We start from the raw sequence: 16,535 nt of genomic DNA, 5'->3' as shown, positions 1-16,535 counted from the left end.
GTCGATGGGGTTCAGTTCAGGCTGACCGGCATGCCTCACCATCGGCGCCTCACAGGCGGGCAGCGCACACGACGGCAGCGAGCTTTTCTGCTGTGGTGTCCCAATCGTACTGTGTGGCCACGGCCTGCCCGGCAGTGAGGTACTGTTGTCGCACCCCGCGATCACTCACCATGAGGCGGATGCATTCCGCAATATCGGACGGGTCGTAGGGATCACAGTACATGGCGCCTTCTCCATAGACCTCGGGTAACCCCGCGACGCGGGAGACGATGACCGGACAGCCGGACGCCAGCGCCTCCAGTGCCGGAAGGCCGAAACTCTCATAGAGAGAGGGCATCACCAGGGCATCCGCGTATCGATAGTAGCGACGGAGCAATTCATCTCCATGCTCCAACTCGCCGACACAGATCACTCGATCGCCCATGGCGGAGGCCATCGCCATCGCCGACGCGTCGCCGGTAATGAGGCCCTCCCGGCGACCGATAATCACCAGGTCATGCGGAATGTGCTTCTGCACCAGGGCAAATGCCTCCAGCAGACGGGACAGGTTCTTGTGCGGCTTGACGCTTCCGACGAAGAGTACGTAGGGTTTCCCGTGGGGCGTCCCGCCAGGCACCGGCGCGAACCATGAAACATCCACCCCGTTATGCACCACGATGATTTCCTGCCGTCCCTCGGGAATGAACTGCACGAGTTGGTCCCTGGCAAATTGAGAGACACACACAATGGCGGCCGCCTTGGCCCGTACGGCTCGAAACATCAGGCGCGCATAGGCCCGTCGATGCCACCCGTCCACGAATTGCGGCATCGCCAGGTGAAATGTGTCGTGGACCGTCACCAAGAGAGGCCCTCGGTACAACAATGGAATATTGTAGTGAGGGGACCAATAGAGGGTGGTATCGCGGGGAATCCGCAGCGGGAGCTCAACCTGCTCGCGTAACGAATAAATCCCCGCCCGGCAATCGATGATCCTGATATTCGGATGCTGAGTCCAGCTGAAACCGCGGAGGAGATCAGCCTGACCGAGCAGACAAAAGGTCGGATTGAACAAGACCTTGAACAACCGTGGAACAAGTTCTTGCAGGTATGTCCCGATGCCCGCGGACTGCACCATTCGCATGTCGATGGTGATGGGTCCTCGTTGAATACGCCACGCTCCTCTCGGTCAACCGGACTGCGCCAACTGCAGCAACCGCGAGACGCGGTGTTTCCAATCGGCTTGTTCCGCATACGCGCGGTAGAGCGCCCGCTGAGGCTCGCGAGTGACGCAGCCTTCGATCGCCGTCACAAACTGCTCGGCGGACTCGCAGAGCGTCGCCGGGCTCTGCAGCCGCTCCAATTCCCGCCAACGGGTGGCGACCACAGGCAGCCCTGCCGCGAGATATTCATAGAGCTTCAAGGGATGGATACTATGAACCAACGTCGGGTGGTTCCGCACGTCGAACGGAATGAGCCCCACATCCGCAGCCCGCAAATATTCCGGCAACCGTGAAAACGGCCGGGGCCCGAGTAAATGCAAATTGGCCGCCGGCGCGAACCTGGCATGGGCATGGGGAGTTCCCCCGATGAGGACGAACGAGACGTCCGGCAATGCCGCCACAAGCTGATTCACCAGCGCGTAATCGAACCAGGCGTCCATATAGCCTGCGTAGACCGCAACGGGACGGCGGATCGAGGCATACTCGGACGGAACGGGCACATCAGGTCTCGCAAAGTGGGAAAAATTCACACCGTTCGGCAAATGGGCCATGCGACGAGGCTTCAGGCCTTCCACATACTCTTTCAAAGTCTCCGCACTGTACACCACCAGATCGGCGGCGGCAGCCAGTTCACGCTCGGCAGCCCGGGCGGCGGGCGTCGTGCGTCCGAACCCCGAGGTGTTATCGGCAACGCGAAACACGGTTCGCACACGAGCAACATGAGAGAGCCAGGACAGATGCTTGGGGCTATCGCAGTACAGGAGATCGACATCACCGAAGCCGTGGTTCCGCACCACCCCGCCGACCGACGGCCAGGTCAGATGGGCCCAGCCACGCTCAAGCGCGCGACTGCGAAGCAGGGGCTCATTCCGAGGAGTGGCCAATGCTCCCGGAACATAGGCCCAGAGTTTCTTGCCGAGATCCCACAGGCCACCCTGTCGATACAGTTGGAACCTGCTTGCCAGCTCTTTCCGCGCATGCCCCAGGAGATGCAGCGGAGAAATGGGATCCGACACGAAACCAACCGTCCATCCGGCATTCACGAAGCCGCGCGCCAGATGGTGGCTTCCCACTTGGAACGGAGTCGTCCAGTAATTGGCGCAGGCCATCAGAATCTTTTGTGTCGAATGTCCTTGCTCCACTTATTTGACCGCATGAATGCAGATGAACCACCCCCATCGGGCTGGCAGCCACTGCGTCAGCCAGGCCGGTAGCCGCAACTTGTCATAGGGCGTCAACACCGGAGTGGCGGTCACCTGAGAAAACTGCCCATACAACTCCCGCACTTCACGAAGCGTATAGGCCTTCGTACCGGGACTTTCCATATGCTGGGCGACCACATCCGCCAGCGTTCTGTCAGGACGCCCGCGGAGCACACCATATTTCACCCACAACTTCAGGGCAACCAGTGAATGTCTCCCGTACAACATGCCGATGAACAGGCCATTCGGTTTCAGCACTCGTCGGACTTCGGCGATGATGCGCTCGGGATGCTCCGCATGGTGAATGACGCCCCAGGAATAGACCAGATCGAAGGACTGATCGGGGAAGGGAAGAATTTCAGCATCGATCCGTTGCAGATGGCTGGTCAATCCATACAACGCCAACCTCGCGCGTGTGACCTCGATAGCCCGTTCGGTCAGATCGACCCCGTGGCAGTCCAAGCCGGCTCGCGCCCATTGCAGATGATCGGTCCCGGCACCGACCCCGATCTCCAGCATACGTTGACCGTGGTGACGGGTGAATTGCGCGACCGAATGGATGAAGGGCTCCAGCTCATAGCGGTAGGATTCGATCCGCTCGAACCACTCGCGACTGAGTTCCGGCACCTCACCCACGATTGGGCGGGCGGTGCCGCAAGCCTCCTGGTTCCAATACCGGCGGACGTCTTCGTTATCCTCTTGCACTGATGATCGCCGCATAGTTTCTTTCGTGCCTTCCCCGTTCATACCTCTACCGTGAGCCGATTCACGACGACCGCCCCCGCGCAAGGAGTCCCAGGGTGGGCCGATGAAATTCCCCTCGACATCGCAACAAGGATCGCCGGCCGCCGCTAAGCACCTCTCTGTCGAGAGGCTTCGCAGAGCGCCGTCCAAAAGGCAGCTTTGACCACCGACGCATCATGTCGCGCCACGGCGACCTCACGGGCACGTCGGCCGAGCTGCTCGCGGAGCGATGTATGCTGCATGAGCGTTCGAACAGCCGACATGACCGCTTCTTCACCTCGAGTTGCCACGACATATCCCCAGCCTTCCTGTGTCGCATAACGCGCGGTCGCCACGTCGCCGGGAGCATACACTAGAATCGGCGTTCCTGAAATCATATACGCCGGCGCCTTCGTCGGAAGGGAGAGCCGAATGTACCGGGCACTTCGCGCATCGAAGTTGTACGGCAGGACCAGCAGATCCGTTCCGGCCAGCAGCCGCGCGATCGACTCAGGATCGGGCGGACCTTCGATTCGAACGGCCGGAGAGGACAGGTCGCGAAGATACGCGGACTCGTGGGCCGGTGAATGAATCCAGAGCTGCACGTCGATGCCGTCGGCTGATAACCGGGAAACGGCACGAGCGATGTCTCTCAGACTGTCACGCTGTCCGTCCGGCACGATGGATCCGACATAGCGCAGGACAAACGGCGTCCCCGCTTTCCAGTCGGTTCGAGAATCCGGCAACCACCGTTCCACATCCAGAGCGTTCTGAAACGGCAGAAAAGGATAACCATAGCGCTGCTGATATTCTTCGCACATTTGCTCGCAGATGGCGAACCTGGCCGTGGCTTCACGGAGCGTCGCCTTCAGTTCACGACGCAAAATGGGTCCCACGACCGGCCCCAATAAGCCGCCGGTGTGCAGCACCGCCGGCCAATCATCCATCATATGCACCACCAGGGGAATCGCCCATCGCTTCGCAAGCTGCCGCGTGAGATCCACCTGCTCCAGAGAACCCAGAAATCCATAGAGGAGCGTCGGCTGAAATTCATTCACCCACGCCGTCAGTTCGCTCGTGAGGTGGGCGCGTTTGGGCACGCTGTCACCGATGACTCGTCTGGCCAGCTCGATGGAGGACGTGCCTGCGGACACACCTTGGGTACCGGCGGATTCCGGCGTCCCGGCGGAGCGACGTTTGAAGTGCCCGTACGATCGTCTGACCAGCGAGAAGGGCCAGACCCAGCGGATTTCCTGCTCTGTCAGACGATAAAAATTCCGGCAAACCGTCCGGTCCACCGGAGTCGCATCATCGTGCAGATTGGCGAGTCGATCAGCCGGCCAGCCGCGGAACAGATTGGTCAACGTGATGCCGCCGCCGGTCACGAGATTGAAATTGTTCCCCGTCACCACCAGAATTCGAGGATAGTCCTGCGTCACCCGATCCTCTTTTCAGCCGGCTCGAGGAGAAACATCCAGTCGGCGGACCACGAAAACGGCAGCCAGTCGGCAACTCGATTGTTCAATCGGTAGAGCGCCTGCCGAAACGGCGGCACGCGCAGCAGCACATCGATGTACGGCCCGCAGAGAAAGGTCCTGGCCTGCCGTTCCGTCACGCGAAAGCCGCCCGCGGCGAATATGTCCAGGAGATGCCGCACCCGGAAAAACTGCACATGGCCGGATTCGAAATTTAAAAATCCGACCTGCTCCTGTTGGAGCGCGGTCTGCACCGGCGCAGCCGCCTCAACGGATCGGGCTTGCATCGCCCGCCGCGCATGCACCAGGCGGCGAAGCACCTGATCGATCCCGATTCTGGTCAGACCTCGTTGCAGGCGACAGAACATTTCATACGATCCATAGCCGTTGGGGGTGGTAATGATTAACGCCCCGTTCGGCTTCAACAGACGCCGTAGGAGGCTGAGACAGTCTTGTGGCTGCTGGAGATGTTCGAGGACTTCCGAACAAATAATCAGATCGACGGCCACCCCTTCCTGGATCAACGACTCGAGCCGGCCGGTTTGAAACAAAAGGTTCGGCAGCGGATATCTTCGTTGTGCTTCCTGAATGGACGGCTCATGCATGTCCACCCCCAGCACGCGATGGCCAAGACAGGCCAGGGGATAGGTCACATGATCGCCCGTGCCGCACCCGAAATCGAGAATCGAAAGCGATGGAGTGCCCAGTCGCTGCGCAACTCCGGCCGTCCATGCCTCGATCGTCTGCAGCCGCTTCACGATGCCATAGGAGGTTTCGGGGAAATTCACGGCCCGGCTATCGGCCATGGATCACCGTCTTATACAACTCCTCGAACCGTTGTGTTTGCAACGCCATATCGTACTCGGTTTCCGCAACCTCACGACACCGTGTGCGCAGTCGTCGCCGCAGATCAGGATCGTCCAGGAGGCACTTGATGCCCTCCGACAGGTCGCCGGCATCCTTGTCGCGCGCCAGGTAACCGGTCTCCATCGGTCGTACGGCTTCCCCGACACCACCCACGTCGAAGGCCACCACCGGAGTGCCGCAGGCCAGACTTTCCAGCACACCGTTCGGGAGATTATCCGCGAGGGCAGGATGGACGAACACATCCGCCGCCGAGTAGAGAATCGCCAACAGATGGTCGTCTTTCACGGTCTCGATGGCCGTCACGGGCACAGTCACGGCGGTCTCCCATTCACTGGCGCGGTTCCCGACCACCAACAGGCGAAACGGCTTCCGGGTTTTCCCTTTGAGGGCGTTCACAGCCTCTGTGACGAAGGTGCCGCCCTTGCGATAGGCCTGCGTCTCCACGGAGCTGAACAATACGAGATCCTCATCTTGCGGGAGCCCTAATACCGCTCGGGCCGACGCTCGATCGATCGGTCGAAACACGCTCAGGTTTAGACCGTTCGGAATCACTCGCACCGGCCAATGCCCGACCAGCGGGCTTTGCTCAGCCAGCCCGGCGATCCATCGCGACGGCGCCACCAACGTCACATTCGCATCGGCATAGATACGCTGCTTCGTTCGCCACAGCAGCGCCGTCCGATCCGCCCTCAAGGCAGGCTCGTCCTTCAACAACGGGCAGGCCCCGCATCCTGTTTTCCACCGGTCGCAATCATAGGAATAACAACAATGGCCGGTCAGGGGCCACATGTCCGACAGACGCCAGACAAACGGCTTGCGCCGACTGGCGACGCCCAACACGGAATGGCTGAAATACCCGCCGTGCGTATTATAAAGCTGTACGACATCGGCAGCCTGAAACCAGGGATGGCGCAGCAACCGCCAGGACGAAGGCAGGAACAGATACTGCAGACTCAAGGCATCGGTCGCCCGGCGCGCCAGCCAATCCGCCGCGCGCCATGACATGCTGCCCCAAATCGGCCCCGCGTCCGAAGCACCATGCACCAGCCCCGAAACAAGCATACGCGAGGTATGGCCCCGCCGCATGAGGCTCGAATGAATTCGATAGGCCGCCCGGCCAGACCCGCCCAGGTTGTACTCTGTGCTGAGATGGAGAATGTTCATACACCGTGCGGCGGGCTTAGAGCGCCACCCCGCGAATACTGTTGCGAATCCGCCTGAGCGGGGCCTCCACCACGACGTTCATCCCGTAGGCGAGCGCCAAAGACAGGAGAATCGCCGCCAGCTGATACCGGGCACCTTTCGCCTCCAACAGAGTCGCGAACCCGACGACGATGACATAATGATTCAAATACAACGGGTATGAGAGGTCACCAAACCACCGGTCTGCGTTCTTCAATCTAAGTCCTGCGCCGGCATAGGAGAGAGGATAGATGAGTACTGCCGCCATCACAAGGAGCACGAGGGCTGTCAGCCCTCTGGCGGTCATGAGGTTCGCGACCCAGGCATGATCGAGAGGCACCTCGCCCTGAATATAGCGGGAAAAATGCAGCAGCATGAGAGGGGCAACCACCACGACACCCGTCCATTCCACCACACCGGCTCGTTTTCTCAGTCTATACAAGAGTACGCCGAGCAAAAAATAGGGAACGAACGACAAGGGCCTGTAGAGCTTGTGCACATATTCATGGCACAGATGCGCCAGAAGAATTCCCCCTCCCATGCAATAAAACAGAAAACCGGCAGACGCGTACCTGCCGATAAACCTTCGCCCGGACACCAGACATATCGCGAATACCGAGAGATAAAACATGACCTCTATGAACACGGCCCAGGCGTAGCTGACAAAGTGATAATACTCCTTCAAGCCGATGAGGTTATTCACGTTCAGAATCGGGATGAGCTCCGTCAGATTGACGAGGACGGTTTCGACGGAGAGCATGTCAGCACGAAAATACGCAGCCGGTAGAGCACGGGCGCCGTGGTTGATCAGCGCCGCATGAACGATCACAGAAACCCCTATGGCCGCCCAAAACGGGGGGATCAATCGTAAGAACCGGTTGCCCAGGAAGCTATACGGCCGACCCCAGTAGAACCGATCGATGGCTTCGGAAATAATAAAACCCGACAGTATAAAAAACGTCATCACTCCGATGTTGCCGATCCCGAGAGACGACAGGAAATGTCGCTCGGGTGCTTCGAAGGCAAACTCCCAGGTGTGACTCAACACAACCAGCAGGGCCAGCACAAAGCGGTAGATCCCGAATACCTTGTATGCACCAGGACCCTGTTCACCCTGCATCCTATCGGCTACCCGACCGGAAGCGGATCCGTGTCGATCGGCCACAGCCGCGCTGCCCTTTCCCGCCGGTGATCTCGAGAAGGTCATCTAGCTGCAGAGCTCCTGCCAGGAGAAATTCGGACATTCGGTCAGTGCCTGTTCGATATACAGATTGTGCCACAGCTGAAACATGAGGGCCGTCCAGACCTGCGGGTGGTAGTCCGCCCGGCCTTCAACATGGGGTTGAACGAACCGCGCATAAAACTCGGGTCGGAACAATCCCTGCTCGGCCAGCCTGGCGGGCGCAAGTAGCCGTTCAGCCAGCGGACGGAGCGGTCCGCGTAACCACCGGGCCGTGGGGATCACAAACCCGCGCTTCGGGGCATGCAGCAGGTCATCGGGCAACAGATCGCGCACGGCCTGCCGGAGCAAATACTTAGGGTCTTCCGGCCTCGTCCGGATCTGGGCCGGAATACGCATGACCGCCTCGACGAACAGGTGATCCAAAAACGGCACGCGTGCCTCCAACGAATGGGCCATTGAGAACCGATCGGTCATAAACAGGAACTCTTCCGGCAACTGCGTCCGCATCGCCAGATGCATCACGGCATCCCGGGGCTGCTCACTCTGGGATTCCCGGTAGTATTCTCGCAACAGTTCCACCGTGTCCTGAATGATTCTCCCGTCCGGCGGAGGCGCCAGGACCGCGTTCCGTTTCATCGACTCGGAGAGGTAATAGAAGGCCTGCACGTAGTCCCATCCGAACGGATCGCGCCGTAGCTGCGGATAGTGACGCCACCGCTCCCTCCGTCGTAAACCTCCGATGCCATGCGGAAGATGATCGACCAGCCACGCAACGAACGGCCAGCCTCGCTCCAGCCACACCGGCAGCGGGCCGGCCTGCGTCCCCGGCGAAGTCCGCTGTTCCAGCTGAATGTACCGCCCGTAATCGCCGAACAATTCATCACCGCCGGTTCCCGTCATCCCGACCTTGACGTCTTGCTGCATGAACTGAAACACATACCAGGACGGCAGCCCACCTCCGTACGGTTCATCCAGCGACCACACCATTTTGAGCAAGTCACGCAGCAGGTCCTCCGGCTGGAGGACCAATTCATGATGGTCGGTCCCCCAGCGCTGCGCGACCGCTCGCGCGAGCGGTAACTCATCGAGCTCAGCGGCGCCCTCCCCTACGAATCCGAGCGAGTAGGTTTTAAGCTGCCGATGACCGCTCTCGACCAACAGTCCGACGATGCTGGAGGAGTCCAATCCACCGGACAACGAGCAGCCGATCGGCACATCGCTGAGACTCCAACGACGAACCGCGGCCCCCAACTCGGCTCGAACCAGCTCACTCCATTCCCCCACCGACCGATCTTCTTGCGGCGCGAATGAAGGACGCCAATACGAGCGGGTTTCGAATCGGCCGGTCTTCAAGTCGTAGCGAAACCAATGACCCGGCGCAAGCCGAGACACGCCCCGGATGATGGAAGCCGTCCCCGGAACGAACCGCAGCGTCAGGTAGTGGGAAAGGCTGCTCTCATCGAGCGTACGAGCAAGGCCGGGCATCCGAAGCAGACTCTTCAGTTCCGATGCAAACGCAAACGCATCGGGCCGCCGGGCATAATACAGCGGCTTGATCCCCACCCGGTCCCGCGCGCCGAATAAAACGTTGCGCCGCTTGTCGTGGAGCACGAAGGCGAACATGCCGTTCAACTCCGCCAGCATGCCCTCCTGCTTCTCGTCGTACAATCGCAACAGCGTTTCGGTATCGGAATTCGCCGTGTGAAACCGGTGCCCGCGTTCCTCAAGTCCGCGTCGCAGATCCGGGGCATTGAAAATTTCGCCGTTGTAGACGATCCACACCGACTGCTCGGGATTCGCCATCGGCTGGTGGCCGTGCGCGAGATCCAGAATACTGAGCCGCCGCATGCCCAGGCAGAGCCTGGCCGCAGGATCGTCGTAGTGACCGCCGTCGTCGGGGCCACGATGGACCAGCGCACCGGTCATGGTGCGGACAACCTCAGCGGCTCCGGGCCCCGCCATTCCGGCTATGCCGCACATGAGGACCACCTCGAGCTGTGATGTGGACTGCAGAGTAATGGACTCGTGTTAGGCATGCGGCGAGAGAAAATCTTCCTGTCCGGATTGAATCCACGCAGCGAGCGCGCTGAGATCGGCCGCCGCGCGCAGGTCCTGCCCTTTCGGCAGGCAGACCCTGGTCTGCAAACTCGCCTTGGCATCGCGCTGATATTCCAACGCCACCGTGCGCAGCGTCAGGGGGCGCGCGATGAACACGCCATAGGCAAACCGCTCCGCCAACTCGCGCTCCCGGGCCGTGAGCGAAGGAAGATCCTGAATGTGGGCCAAACGGGCCAGGTACTGACCTTTCGATTCGGAGTCGACGGTGAACCCAAGGCGGTCGTATCGTCCGGTCCCCGCCGTCAACACGGGAATGCCAAAACTGGCCGCTTCAATCCCCACGGTTCCACGAACCGTCACACAATAGTCCATGACGGAATACAGGGAAAGGGTACTCAGGCGACTGTCGGGTTGAATGATGCGCACATGCGGCGGCGGACTCCCGCCAAGCGACCGGATCGCCGTCAGCTCGGACGGCTCGGACCCGACTCCGTCTCTCATGTTCTTGACGATGTTGGCCGGGTGAATCTTGACGATCCAATTCACGCAAGGATTCGTGTAGGCCACCTTCATGGTCTCCACGAACCATTCTTCGTAACTCTCGAACAGATCGGTTCCATAGAAGAAGGTGCCGTCCCAGAAGATGTGCGGAAAGATGACGACGGTTTTCTTTCCATCCTCCAAGCCTAAGGTGCGCCGAACCTCAGCGGGATCTTCCAGCTTCGTGTGAAACTGGGTACCCACCTCGCTGTACCATTCACCGCTGGTATAGCTGCCGACCAGTTCGTGCCGAAGGAGATTACGATCCGCCTCCGTCCACGGTTTGGCTTGCAGTTCACTCCACGTGGAAGCCGACAGCGAGGCCGGATGGACTTCGCGGTTTCTCCGGCTGTAGCGCTTGAGCATCAACTGATTGTTTCGGTGCGCGGCATTCCACGTAATCGTGTCGATGCCGGCGGCCAGACAGAGATCGAACAGTTCTCCGCGCGGGCTGTACCCCGTATCCACGGACAGCACGAGTTGCGGTCGAAGGGTTTCGACGATGGCCTCCGCAGTCCTGGCATAACACATGGCGCGATGAAGAAACGGCAGGAGCGCGTCGCGAACACTCCGGTCTGAAAGATCGAGCCGTCCCACCCGCAAGTGGCGCAATACCGTCGAGGCCGCATACTTCCCGACCCGGGCACCGCAATAGTCGGTCTTGATCAGCTGCTCGAAGGAACCGATGGATGCCATCAAGTGCACAGCCTCGGCCATCGGCACCTGCCGGAAGCACTCATCCCAGTACAGATGCTCTTGAACACCGATCTCGCGGTAATAGGCGCCCATCCACCGGTCATAGTCCGTCAAGATCACCGGCCGATAGCCGGCCAACCGGAACGCCGTGACGAGAGCGATCTCAACCAACTGACCCAAGGACCCCGAACTGACCACCAGCACCCGCTGATTGTCGGAGGATTCCGTGGGCGCGGCACGGCGAAACGCGGCCCCGTAGTCAGCGGCGAACCGTCGAAATGCTTGATCGAGACCGGCTTCCTGATCACGGAACGCGCGATCCACACTCTTTCGAAGATGATACTGAAGAGCGCGGGCGGCGGGAAGCACGTGGACGCGAGAAAGGACGCGCTTGAGAGACGTTTTCCAGTTGCGATGGGTCATGAAGGCGCGCGGACGAGGTGCGGTCTCCTGTCAGGTCATTTCATCGATCAGGTACGGCAACTCGGTGCTTTCCCATTTCTCAAAAATGCTGTTCATTTCAATGATCCGTCGGATGCCCTCTTCCAACGGCACACGCGACTCAAATCCTAATAGCCGCTTCGCCTTTTCGCCGGAACAATAGCGGCGATGAATTTCTCGGCTCGCGTGACGGTCAGTCCCTTGAAAGTCGGCGGCATATTTGATTTCCACCGAGGAACTTCCGCTTGCCTTGACCACCAGATCCGCCAGTTGTTTCAATGAGATCGGACGGTCGCTGTTGCCGAGATTGATCACCTGACCGGCAGCTTCCGGCCTGATCAGGGCTTCCACAACGCCCCGGGCGGTATCCTCAGCGTAGCAATAGGACCGGATTTGATCGCCGCTGCCGTTGATCACGATCGGCTTCCCCGTCATGGCATTCTGAATGAACTTGGGCAGGACGAACTGGGCGGCCTGATAGGGGCCGTAGGCATTGAAGAAGCGCAGAATGACCGGTTCGAATTCAGGATAGCGTTGCGCATACCCGATACAAAGTTCTTCGCCGGCGAGTTTGCTCACCGCATAGACGGTTTTCCCCTGCGTGATCGTGTCTTCGGTGATGGGATTCTCGATGGGCTCGCCATAGACCTCCGACGAGGAGGCGAACACCAGCCGCTTGATCCGGTGTTGAATGGCACAGTCCAGCACCCGTTTCGTGCCGTCCACGTTGATTTCGAGGCAGCGTAAGCGATTGACCTCCGTCCGTCGTACACCCAGCAGCGCGGCCAAATGAATGACCGCCCCGCAGCCGTCCATCGCCTCGCGAATCGAGGAGATGTCCAGAATCGAGCCGTAAAACACCTTGGCTTTTTCCGGCAGTGCCTTCCTGACACGGGCGATCTGTTCGCCCAAATCCAGCAGATGCACCTCGATACCGCGCCGATCCAACTCACGGCAGACTTGAATTCCGATACAGCCGGCTCCGCCGGTCACTAACACAGGAGCGTTCATACGCGATATGTCCTCTAGTACGTCATCTGTTTATTGAGGATGCTGCCGAGATCGACCTCTTCCAGTACCTTGCAGATTCGTTCCGAACTGTTGCCGTCGCCGTAGGGATTCTCGCAGGTCTTCAGTGTGGCCCGGAACTGGCCGTCGTGCAACGCCCGCTCGATTGCCCGGCCGATCAGCCGACGGTCGAATTCCGGCACGGTGATCACGTTACACGCCCGCATACGGCCGGTCTGGCGGCTCCCGATGTCCAACGCCGGCAACTTGAACGACGGCGCTTCCAGAATGCCGACGCTGGAATTGCCGATGAGTACCGACACTGCGGTCAGGAGGCTGAGAAACACTTCCCGCTCCAGATTCTTGAACGTTCTGATCGTCGGAACCTGCTCGTACTGCCGGATGACGCCGATGATTTCCTGTCCGGCCGCATCCACGTTGGGATAGATCACGAGCGCCTGATAGCCGCTGTCCTTCACAGCGGCCAACGTCTCTTCCATCTGCTGCTTGGCCAGATGCACTTCCGCCAATACCGCATGCTGGATGACGAGCAACACCGGCTTCTCGAAATCCACCCCGAAGACCCTCGCCAATTCATTGCGGTCCATCTTCTTGCCGTGCACGACGTCGTCCAGTTGCGGAGCGCCGACGTTGAAAATCCGCCGGGGTTCCTCACCCATTTTCCGGACCCGCTCGGCAGAATCTTCACAAGCCGGAAGGTGGATGTGAGCCAGCTTGGTAATGGCGTGACGGGCGGACCCATCGATATGGCCGGACAGGTCGCCGGATTGAATGTGCGCAACCGGAATATTCATATAGACCGCCGCAACCGTCGCCGCCAGGATCTCGGCGCGGTCTCCCGCGACCAGCAGAAGATCCGGCTTCAGCATGTCGAACACCTGCGCGAGGCCTTGCATCTCGACGCCCAGCGATTTCGACCAGGCCGTCGGTGTATCCCCACCCACATACATGTCGACGCGGGCGGCCGGCGTAAACCCGTCCCGCACGATTTCATTGATCGACGATCCATATTCCTTCAACAGGTGCATGCCGGTCACGATGAGCTGCAACTCCAGCCGCTCGGACTGTTCGATCAAGTGCATCACCCGTTTGACATAGCCGTACGTGGCCCGGGCCTCGGACAGGACGGCGATCTTCCTCGGCTTCATGCGTTCAGTTGCTCCCAGCGAATCTGACTGTCCTTCGGAATATCTGTTTTGGCGACCTTCCCGATCACTTTCTTCAAATCTTTCGCCGCCACCGCACCGGGCCCCGGGCTCGGCCGCTTCACCCAGACCATTGCCGGCGTAATGACCGTGCCGCGCGGGATCGCGACTTCCGACACAACGCTCTCGCGCGCCCAGGCGACGATTTCACGCTCCTCAGGAAAAATCTTCCGTTCGGCCCCCCGTCCCCGGAACACCGCATCCACCCCCTTGACCAGCTCACTCAATTCATCCGGTTCGATCGACACGGGATGATCCGGTCCCGGCTGCTGCCGGTCGAGTGTGAAATGCTTCTCGATCAGACAGGCCCCCAAGGCGGCCGCCCCGATACCGGTATAAATCCCTCGTGAATGGTCCGACAAGCCGACCGGCACGGAGAAGAGCTCACGATACCTGGCGATCATGCCCAGGTTTACCCGATCGTAGGGCGTCGGGTACGCGGAAACACAATGCGTCAGGGCAAACGGGGTCTTCAATTGCCGCAACAACGCAACCGTCTCTCCCACCTCTTCGATCGTGCACATCCCGGTCGAGACGATCATCGGTTTGCCCTTGCGGCCGATATGTTCGATCAGCGGCAGATTGGTCAATTCACCGGACCCGGTCTTGTACGCAGCCACCCCGAGCTCTTCCAGCATATCCGCGCCGATCCGGCTGAACGGCGTGCAGAGATACAGGATGCCCAGGGACTCGCAGAGTCGCTTCAGTTCACGATGCTGATCGATCGACAGATTGGTTTTATCCAGGGTCACATAAAGGGGCTCGGCAAAGTTCGCCGATTGCGGGGTCTCTCGAAGCATCTCGTTGTCCAGAACATGAATCTGAAACTTGATGATATGGGCACCCATCGCATGCGCGATATACACCATGCGTTTGGCCGTCTCGAAATCGCCCTGATGATTGACCGCTGCCTCCGCGATCACCAACGGCGAGTGGTTTGGTCCGATGCGATAGGGGCCGATGGGAATGGATTCGATCTCAACCATGCTGCTCCTCCGTGAGACGCTGCGCCAGCACCGCCTCCGCCACAATAAAATCCAGGGGCTCATTGATATCGATAGCTTCGCGCGGATCCTCGACGACCACCCCGTACCGCGTTCGGCCCAGCACCGATCGGTCCCGTTCCAGCACCTCGGTTCTGGTCACATACACCGTGCTGCTCTCCTCATACAAGGGCTGGCGTTCCTGCCGCCGGCGCGGCTGATCGGGAAAGAGATAGTCGAACCGGCCGTCCTGCAAACGACCGTAACACTTCCGTGTCTCCGCCACCGTCATCACACAATCCATTTCCGGATGCCGGATCGCCTCGGCAATGCAGCGATCGATCAATTCCGTGGACCTGAGCGGAGAGGTCGGCTCCAGAGTGACCACGAACTCCGGCCGATAACTTTGCCTGGCCAGCACCTCCAGGGCATGCAACAGGGCCCATTCGGTCGGGGCCTGGTCGGTCGCCAGATCTGCCGGCCGTTCAATGACCTCCGCGCCGTAGTCTCGCGCCACTCTGGCGATATCCGGATGGTCGGTGGAGACGACACATCGATCAAGATAGGTCGAGCGCTTGGCGGCCTGGATCGTAAACGCCAACAGCGGCGTGCCGCTCAACGGACGAATGTTTTTCAAGGGGATCGATTTCGACCCCCCGCGAGCTGGAATGACAGCCAGGACATGCATCAGAGCCGCGCTGCCTCCGGCGTCCGCGCTGAATTCGCCACTTCCGCGTGCACCATGCGCAACCCGGGGATATGACCGACCAAGTCCGTCCCGAACGGGGCCGGCTGCACCCGAGGTGTCGCATGGTACAGGGAAAAGTCGAAGTGGTTCAACGCATTCCCTTCCAGATAGCGCGATGTTTCCAGATTCACCGACAAAAGTGTCCCGCCCGGCTTGAGCGTCCGCGCCATGAAACGGAGATAATGGTTCACCGTGTCGATGGTCATTTCCTGGAACGAGGACATGTTGAAACAGAAATCCATGCTGTCGTCCGGCACCAAGTCGACCTGCGTCGGCAACAGAAACCGGACATCCGTGCGCTCATCGACCTGCCGCGATCCAACCTCGTGGGGCAACGTAATCCGGATGTCAGGAAACACACTTTTCAGGAAACAATATCCGAACATGATCGTCTCCGGAAGGTCGATGATCGTCGTGCGCAGGGACGGATTCAGACTCCGATAGAAGGCCACGTTGACACAGGCCCCCGCGCCGACTTCCAGCATCTGTTCCGGAAGCGGTTTTTTCTCCCGCAACACATAGGCTTCCAAACATCGGAAATAGGGATTCGGATGCCACGCATACCAGCGTTCATGCTCCGGACACACGGCCACATGCGGATAAAACTGCCGGAACCGCCGCTGCAATTGCACTGGATCCCGGCCTTGCCGGATGCGGGCGGCTTCCTTGCCGCCGAATAACGCGCCGAGACAGCGCCGCCAGCGCGATGTGTTTCCCGCCCCCTCTCCGCTCAACCCGACTTCGACGGAGGACGGAAATGCATGACCGCCTTGCAACAGAATGGTGTCCAGCGAGAATCCTGTAAATGTCTGTCCCGCCCAGTGTTTCCAGAGGTCCGAGGGTCGATACAGCGGATGCGCCGCGATGCGGGCACCGACCTCCTCCTCCCACAGATACCGCACGTAATCCAGCAATGTGCGCGCCTCCTCGCGGGAAGGCGAGAACGCCGTCTGAAACATCGTCTTATCGCGAACGGCAAATTTCATATCGCGTCATTCCGCCGG

At 59.9% G+C, this 16,535-nt stretch carries 14 protein-coding genes; all 14 read right to left on the bottom strand.

The genetic code is table 11. The annotated features are described in order from the left end of the window. Positions 1-49 precede the first annotated feature (49 nt). The 14 genes from H8K11_04915 to H8K11_04850 all read right to left on the bottom strand — a co-directional run bounded on the left by H8K11_04915 (position 50) and on the right by H8K11_04850 (position 16,517). Positions 50-1,114, bottom strand: coding sequence for a glycosyltransferase family 4 protein (locus H8K11_04915; GenBank protein MCS6263078.1), 1,065 nt, complete (start codon positions 1,112-1,114; stop codon positions 50-52). A 51-nt stretch (positions 1,115-1,165) separates the two neighbouring features. Next, positions 1,166-2,308, bottom strand: a complete 1,143-nt coding sequence (locus H8K11_04910; protein MCS6263077.1) for a glycosyltransferase — start codon at positions 2,306-2,308, stop codon at positions 1,166-1,168. Between the two features lie 33 nt (positions 2,309-2,341). Further along, positions 2,342-3,121: a class I SAM-dependent methyltransferase gene (locus H8K11_04905; protein MCS6263076.1), complete on the bottom strand. Its 780-nt coding sequence runs from the start codon at positions 3,119-3,121 to the stop codon at positions 2,342-2,344. Positions 3,122-3,252: 131 nt separating this feature from the next. Then, on the bottom strand, positions 3,253-4,563 hold the full coding sequence (locus H8K11_04900; GenBank protein MCS6263075.1) for a hypothetical protein: 1,311 nt from the start codon (positions 4,561-4,563) through the stop codon (positions 3,253-3,255). Beyond that, positions 4,560-5,405, bottom strand: a complete 846-nt coding sequence (locus H8K11_04895) for a methyltransferase domain-containing protein (GenBank protein MCS6263074.1) — start codon at positions 5,403-5,405, stop codon at positions 4,560-4,562. Before H8K11_04895 ends, H8K11_04900 begins: the two co-directional genes overlap by 4 nt. Next, positions 5,395-6,630: a glycosyltransferase family 4 protein gene (locus H8K11_04890; GenBank protein ID MCS6263073.1), complete on the bottom strand. Its 1,236-nt coding sequence runs from the start codon at positions 6,628-6,630 to the stop codon at positions 5,395-5,397. The genes H8K11_04895 and H8K11_04890 overlap by 11 nt, the downstream gene beginning before the upstream one ends. A 16-nt stretch (positions 6,631-6,646) precedes the next feature. Continuing rightward, complete coding sequence (locus tag H8K11_04885; GenBank protein ID MCS6263072.1) at positions 6,647-7,855, bottom strand: acyltransferase; 1,209 nt, start codon at positions 7,853-7,855, stop codon at positions 6,647-6,649. After that, entirely contained in the window at positions 7,856-9,811 is a 1,956-nt protein-coding gene (asnB, locus tag H8K11_04880) for an asparagine synthase (glutamine-hydrolyzing) (GenBank protein MCS6263071.1), read from the bottom strand. Between the two features lie 48 nt (positions 9,812-9,859). Beyond that, on the bottom strand, positions 9,860-11,449 hold the full coding sequence (locus H8K11_04875; protein ID MCS6263070.1) for a hypothetical protein: 1,590 nt from the start codon (positions 11,447-11,449) through the stop codon (positions 9,860-9,862). 129 nt (positions 11,450-11,578) lie between these two features. After that, positions 11,579-12,577, bottom strand: coding sequence for an NAD-dependent epimerase/dehydratase family protein (locus H8K11_04870; protein MCS6263069.1), 999 nt, complete (start codon positions 12,575-12,577; stop codon positions 11,579-11,581). 14 nt (positions 12,578-12,591) lie between these two features. Further along, the gene (neuC, locus tag H8K11_04865) at positions 12,592-13,743 is read right to left on the bottom strand and encodes a UDP-N-acetylglucosamine 2-epimerase (hydrolyzing) (protein ID MCS6263068.1); all 1,152 of its coding nucleotides are present in this window, start codon (positions 13,741-13,743) and stop codon (positions 12,592-12,594) included. After that, positions 13,740-14,786, bottom strand: coding sequence for an N-acetylneuraminate synthase family protein (locus H8K11_04860; GenBank protein ID MCS6263067.1), 1,047 nt, complete (start codon positions 14,784-14,786; stop codon positions 13,740-13,742). Before H8K11_04860 ends, neuC begins: the two co-directional genes overlap by 4 nt. Next, positions 14,779-15,471 (bottom strand): acylneuraminate cytidylyltransferase family protein, encoded by a 693-nt coding sequence (locus H8K11_04855; protein ID MCS6263066.1) that lies wholly within the window; start codon positions 15,469-15,471, stop codon positions 14,779-14,781. Before H8K11_04855 ends, H8K11_04860 begins: the two co-directional genes overlap by 8 nt. Continuing rightward, positions 15,471-16,517, bottom strand: a complete 1,047-nt coding sequence (locus tag H8K11_04850; GenBank protein MCS6263065.1) for a putative sugar O-methyltransferase — start codon at positions 16,515-16,517, stop codon at positions 15,471-15,473. The genes H8K11_04855 and H8K11_04850 overlap by 1 nt, the downstream gene beginning before the upstream one ends. Between the last annotated feature and the right edge of the window lie 18 nt (positions 16,518-16,535).

The sequence above is a fragment of the Nitrospira sp. genome, assembly GCA_024998565.1.
Classification (GTDB): domain Bacteria; phylum Nitrospirota; class Nitrospiria; order Nitrospirales; family Nitrospiraceae; genus Nitrospira_A.
This window is presented reverse-complemented; position numbering and strand designations above follow the sequence as displayed.

Coding starts and splice junctions, on each gene's coding strand:
- H8K11_04915 (MCS6263078.1), bottom strand. CDS start 1,114: ATGGTGCAGTCCGCGGGCATCGGGACATACCTGCAAGAACTTGTTCCA.
- H8K11_04910 (MCS6263077.1), bottom strand. CDS start 2,308: ATGGCCTGCGCCAATTACTGGACGACTCCGTTCCAAGTGGGAAGCCAC.
- H8K11_04905 (MCS6263076.1), bottom strand. CDS start 3,121: ATGCGGCGATCATCAGTGCAAGAGGATAACGAAGACGTCCGCCGGTAT.
- H8K11_04895 (MCS6263074.1), bottom strand. CDS start 5,405: ATGGCCGATAGCCGGGCCGTGAATTTCCCCGAAACCTCCTATGGCATC.
- H8K11_04890 (MCS6263073.1), bottom strand. CDS start 6,630: ATGAACATTCTCCATCTCAGCACAGAGTACAACCTGGGCGGGTCTGGC.
- H8K11_04885 (MCS6263072.1), bottom strand. CDS start 7,855: ATGACCTTCTCGAGATCACCGGCGGGAAAGGGCAGCGCGGCTGTGGCC.
- asnB (MCS6263071.1), bottom strand. CDS start 9,811: ATGTGCGGCATAGCCGGAATGGCGGGGCCCGGAGCCGCTGAGGTTGTC.
- H8K11_04870 (MCS6263069.1), bottom strand. CDS start 12,577: ATGAACGCTCCTGTGTTAGTGACCGGCGGAGCCGGCTGTATCGGAATT.
- neuC (MCS6263068.1), bottom strand. CDS start 13,743: ATGAAGCCGAGGAAGATCGCCGTCCTGTCCGAGGCCCGGGCCACGTAC.
- H8K11_04860 (MCS6263067.1), bottom strand. CDS start 14,786: ATGGTTGAGATCGAATCCATTCCCATCGGCCCCTATCGCATCGGACCA.
- H8K11_04855 (MCS6263066.1), bottom strand. CDS start 15,471: ATGCATGTCCTGGCTGTCATTCCAGCTCGCGGGGGGTCGAAATCGATC.
- H8K11_04850 (MCS6263065.1), bottom strand. CDS start 16,517: ATGAAATTTGCCGTTCGCGATAAGACGATGTTTCAGACGGCGTTCTCG.